The following is a 3869-nucleotide window of genomic DNA, read 5'->3' as shown; positions in this document are numbered from 1 at the left end:
CGCCACGGCCGCGAGCGCCGCCCGCGAGTCCGTCACGCCCAGCAGAGCCACCACGCCGTCGAAGTCCGGCAGGAGGAAGAAGCCGAAGCCCTCCTCGGGGTCCACCTCCGAGGGGCCCCCCGTGAGGCTGCGCAGGAGCAGCGGCGCCAGCGGCGTGTCCGCCAGGGAGGCGCGCGCGTTGCCGGCGCCCACCAGCCGCTCGTAGAAGTCCACCAGCCCCTCCACGTTGCCGCGCAGGCGGGGCACCCACAGCACCGTCTGCGCGTCCTGGGGCACCGCGCGGAGCACCGGACGCGGCACCACGGTGAGCACCACCCGGGCCAGCTCCTTGTCCCCGTCCAGCGCGCGCACCGTGTAGCGGCCCGCGGTGGCCCAGGCGTGCTTCACGCCCGGCGCCGTCTGGGCCGGCGTGCCGTCCCCGAAGTCCCAGGTGATGGCGGGCGCCTTCGGGGCGGTGGAGCCGAAGTCCTCCGGGACTCCCGCCTCCAGCGTGCGCTCGGGCCCCAGGTCCGGCCTGAGGCCCCGGCAGCCGGAGACCCCCAGCCCCACCGCGGCCAGCAGGAGGAAGAGCGGAAGCGGGGACCGGAGCGCGCGGGGTCGGGAGGCCATGGGCCTTTCGGTTAGTAGTCCAACGCGAGCCCGAACATCCAGCGCCGGCTGCCCAGGTTCAGGCCCTTGCCGCCGAAGTTGTTCACATCCGCATGCGTGTACTCGGCGAAGAGGTACGAGTGGTTCACGCCCAGGTCCGAGTCGAAGTCGCGCGCGAAGCGCGGCTCCAGCACGTCCAGGAGGAACGACACGCCGGCGGTGCCCGCCCAGCCCCACTTGCCGCCGCTGGCCTTGTCGCCCTCCACCAGCTCCGTCTCGCTGCCCTTGGTCATCCACCACGGGGAGTAGACGAGCCCCAGCTTGGCGTACGGCACCAGCGGGATGCCCCAGCGGAAGGCCGCGTAGTCGAACTTGTAGAAGGCGTTGAGCTGGATGGGCAGCACCTTCAGCGCCGCCTTGTCCGCCGCCGCCGAGCCGTCATCCAACTTCGCGTCCGCGTACTTCTCCCCGTAGCCCACGCCCAGGCCCAGGCCCGCCGTGCCGATGCCCTGATAGAAGAAGCGCTGGAGCTCCCCCTCGATGAGCAGCAGCGACGCGTCACCGAAGGTGTCCTTGTACGGCGTCGCGCCGTTGAGGGCCTTCTCCGTGTCGATGCGCGGCTTGTAGCCGCCCCCGCGGAAGATGACCGCGCCCGTGCGCGGGGAGCGCGTGGGGATGGTCACCTCCTGCGCCACTGCCGGTACCGCCAAGAGAAGCGCCGCGACTCCCAGGCCCACAGCCCTGCTGCTCATGACACCTTCCTCCGAGACGACAGCCAGATGCCCAGCGCGGCCAGCACCGCGCCACCCGCGATGCCACCACCGGTCGCGGCACAACCGCCGCCCTCCTCGCCGCCGGCATCTTTGTAGGCGTCGAACAGACCATTGCTCTTCACGGGAGTGGCCTCCACCGCGGCGGATTGCGCGCTCTCGTTGCCCGCGGCGTCGATGATGGTCGCCTGGAGCCGGTACGTCACGCCATTCGTGAGGCCGGTGACGACGACGTTGCCCTCACCCGCCGCCTTGGTGACGCGCGTCACGGGCCCCGTGGTGCCCTCCACCGCCAGCGCCCCCACCAGCCCCGCCCCTGCGTCGTCCGTGCCCGCGTCCAGGTCCGTACCCGCGTCCACGTCGGTGCCCGCATCCACGTCGGTGCCCGCATCCGCGTCCGTGCCGGCGTCATCCGTGCCCGTGCCCGCGTCGGCCGACGCCACCGCCGCCGCCTCCACCACGACGGTGGAGTCCGTCTCCGCGCCATTCACCTGCACCGACAGCGCCGAGTCCCGGGGGATGACCTTGGCGATGGTGGGCGCCGGGGGCGCCACCGGGTCGAACTTCACCACGTAGGCGGGCGCCCCCACGTTGGCGTAGGTCGTCTGGCAGTCGGTGCCGTAGAGGCCGCCCAGCTGCCGCGCGGACGCGCACAGGTTGAAGGAGATCTCCGTCTGCTGGGTGTCGCACGTCGCCGCGGGGCCCCCGTCCGCGCCGCTGCCGCGCGCCGCGAGCAAATCCGCCACGCTGAAGTTCACGGTGCCGCTGGTCGCGCCGGTCGCGGTGAGGGTCTCCAGCTTCAGGTCCGTCGCGGCGGGCTCCGAGCCGCAGGTGCCCGTGGTCGCGTAGATGAAGAGCGAGCCGTTACAGATGTTGCCGGAGCGCTGCCAGGTGAAGCGGCGCGCGTTGCCGCACTCACTCTTGGGCACGGTGACCGTCAGGTTCGTCGAGCCGGTCGCCGCGGTCGCGAACGTCACCGTGGGCCCCACCTGGGCCACGGCCGTGGACGCGAAGAGCAGGAGTCCAATGAAGGGAAGGCGCATGGATGGACAGAAGGCTAGCAAGGGCGGGGCCACCCTCAAGCCCCGTCCGGACGGCCTGTTTCCCAGGGAAAACCCCGGGTTCGCGCGCCAAACAGGCAAGGTGCCCCCGGGGGCTTTGCCAAATTGTCAGGCGGGGCGTTCCGCCAGCTTGAGGCCCGCGTCCACCAGGTGGGCGGCGGCCCGGCCGGCGTTGTCCACCGACGCGAAGAGCGTCACCCACTCCGGGGCCTGGGGGAAGGCGCGCACCCGGCCCACGTGGACGGCCGGGTCGCTCATCACCAGCATGGGCATGGGGTAGATGCGCTCGCCCGGGGCGTCCAGCACCTTGAGGGAGGGGGACGTCTTCAGGGCGGCGCGCACCTGCTCCACCGGGCCCGGCTTCTTCAGCTGCACGTTCACGGTGAGGCCGTGGCCGTGGAAGGTGGGCACCTGCACGGCGGTGCCGGCCAGCACGGGCGTCTCGCCCAGGGCGGAGAACAGGCGCGCGGCCTCCAGCGTCCAGCCGCCCTCCTCCTCCGTCCACGGGCTGTTCACCATGAAGCCGCCCACCTGGGGCACCAGGTTGAAGCCCACGCGGTGCGGAAACACCTGCGGCTCCGGCTCGCGGCCGGAGAGCAGGTCCGCGGTCTGCTTCTCCAGCTCGGAGATGCCGCGCACGCCCGCGCTGGAGGCGCCCATCAGCGCCGTCACCTGCGCGCGCACCACGCCGAACGCGCGGCGCAGCGGCTCCACCAGGTGCACCGTGGCGCTGGTGACGAGGCCCGGCAGGCTCACCACGCGGCCCTTGAAGCTGAAGCCCGGCCCCAGGGCCTCCGTGTTGAAGCCCGGCAGGATGAGCGGCACGTTGCCGTCGCTCCGGAAGGCGCTGCTCGCGTCCACCACCCACGCGCCCGCGGCCTGCGCGGCGGGGGCCAGCTTGCGGGAGGCCTCCGCGGGCGTGGCCAGCAGCACGACGTGGATGCCCCGGAAGGCGTCCGCGGAGGCCTGCTCCACCTCCAGCGTGTCCTCGCCGTACTCCACCTCCAGGCCCTTGGAGCGCTCCGAGCCGAAGGCCCGCACCTGCTCCATGGGCACGTCGCGCGCGTACAGGTTGGCCAGCACCTCGCGGCCCACCACGCCCGTGGCGCCCACCACGGCAATCCGAAGGTTCTCTCTCATGACGGGCTCCTTTACGTCACCGCCTCCGCCCGCGCGAGCACGACGACGCGTGCCCGAGGCTTCGGCTTCAGTCTTCCTTCAGCCGCGCCGTGGGCACGGGGCCCGGCAGCGGCGGGAACTTCGGATTGCGCTCCGGCTCGGACGCGCGGACGTAGTGCGGCTCCAGGGCGAACAGCGCCTCCCGCGAGTACGCCTCCGGCAGCCGCGCCAGCCGCCCCACCTCCACCGCGGACGGGAAGGCCGGGCCGGACAGGAGCCGGTGCGGCGCGACGCCGTGCTTCTCCAGCGCCTGCCGGTAGTCCGCGAGCGC

The 3869-nt window shown here is 72.8% G+C and carries 4 protein-coding genes and 1 pseudogene; all 5 read right to left on the bottom strand.

Annotated elements, in window-relative coordinates; translation table 11 throughout:
• Nucleotides 1–609, bottom strand: a 609-nt coding sequence (locus ACLEQD_RS38710; RefSeq protein ID WP_410390892.1) for a PKD domain-containing protein, incomplete at its 3' end; no start/stop codon positions are given.
• A gap of 11 nt (nt 610–620) precedes the next feature.
• Complete coding sequence (locus tag ACLEQD_RS38705; protein ID WP_410390891.1) at nt 621–1340, bottom strand: MXAN_2562 family outer membrane beta-barrel protein; 720 nt, start codon at nt 1338–1340, stop codon at nt 621–623.
• Nucleotides 1337–2401 carry an MXAN_2561 family MXYO-CTERM-anchored protein gene (locus ACLEQD_RS38700; RefSeq protein WP_410390889.1) on the bottom strand — a complete coding sequence of 355 codons (1065 nt, stop codon included), beginning with the start codon at nt 2399–2401 and terminating at the stop codon, nt 1337–1339. Before ACLEQD_RS38700 ends, ACLEQD_RS38705 begins: the two co-directional genes overlap by 4 nt.
• A 126-nt stretch (nt 2402–2527) precedes the next feature.
• The gene (locus ACLEQD_RS38695) at nt 2528–3559 is read right to left on the bottom strand and encodes an aspartate-semialdehyde dehydrogenase (protein ID WP_410390887.1); all 1032 of its coding nucleotides are present in this window, start codon (nt 3557–3559) and stop codon (nt 2528–2530) included.
• A gap of 67 nt (nt 3560–3626) precedes the next feature.
• Nucleotides 3627–3869, bottom strand: a pseudogene (locus ACLEQD_RS38690) (tRNA (adenosine(37)-N6)-threonylcarbamoyltransferase complex dimerization subunit type 1 TsaB); the annotation flags it as partial.

The organism is Corallococcus sp. 4LFB (genome assembly GCF_046520365.1).
Classification (GTDB): Bacteria; Myxococcota; Myxococcia; order Myxococcales; family Myxococcaceae; genus Corallococcus; species Corallococcus caeni.
Note: the sequence above shows the minus strand (reverse complement) of the source record. Positions and strands in the feature narration are given on the sequence as shown.

Bases quoted from the DNA above. Each gene is read 5' to 3' on its own strand.
- ACLEQD_RS38705 (WP_410390891.1), bottom strand. From the start codon at position 1,340: ATGAGCAGCAGGGCTGTGGGCCTGGGAGTCGCGGCGCTTCTCTTGGCG.
- ACLEQD_RS38695 (WP_410390887.1), bottom strand. From the start codon at position 3,559: ATGAGAGAGAACCTTCGGATTGCCGTGGTGGGCGCCACGGGCGTGGTG.
- ACLEQD_RS38700 (WP_410390889.1), bottom strand. From the start codon at position 2,401: ATGCGCCTTCCCTTCATTGGACTCCTGCTCTTCGCGTCCACGGCCGTG.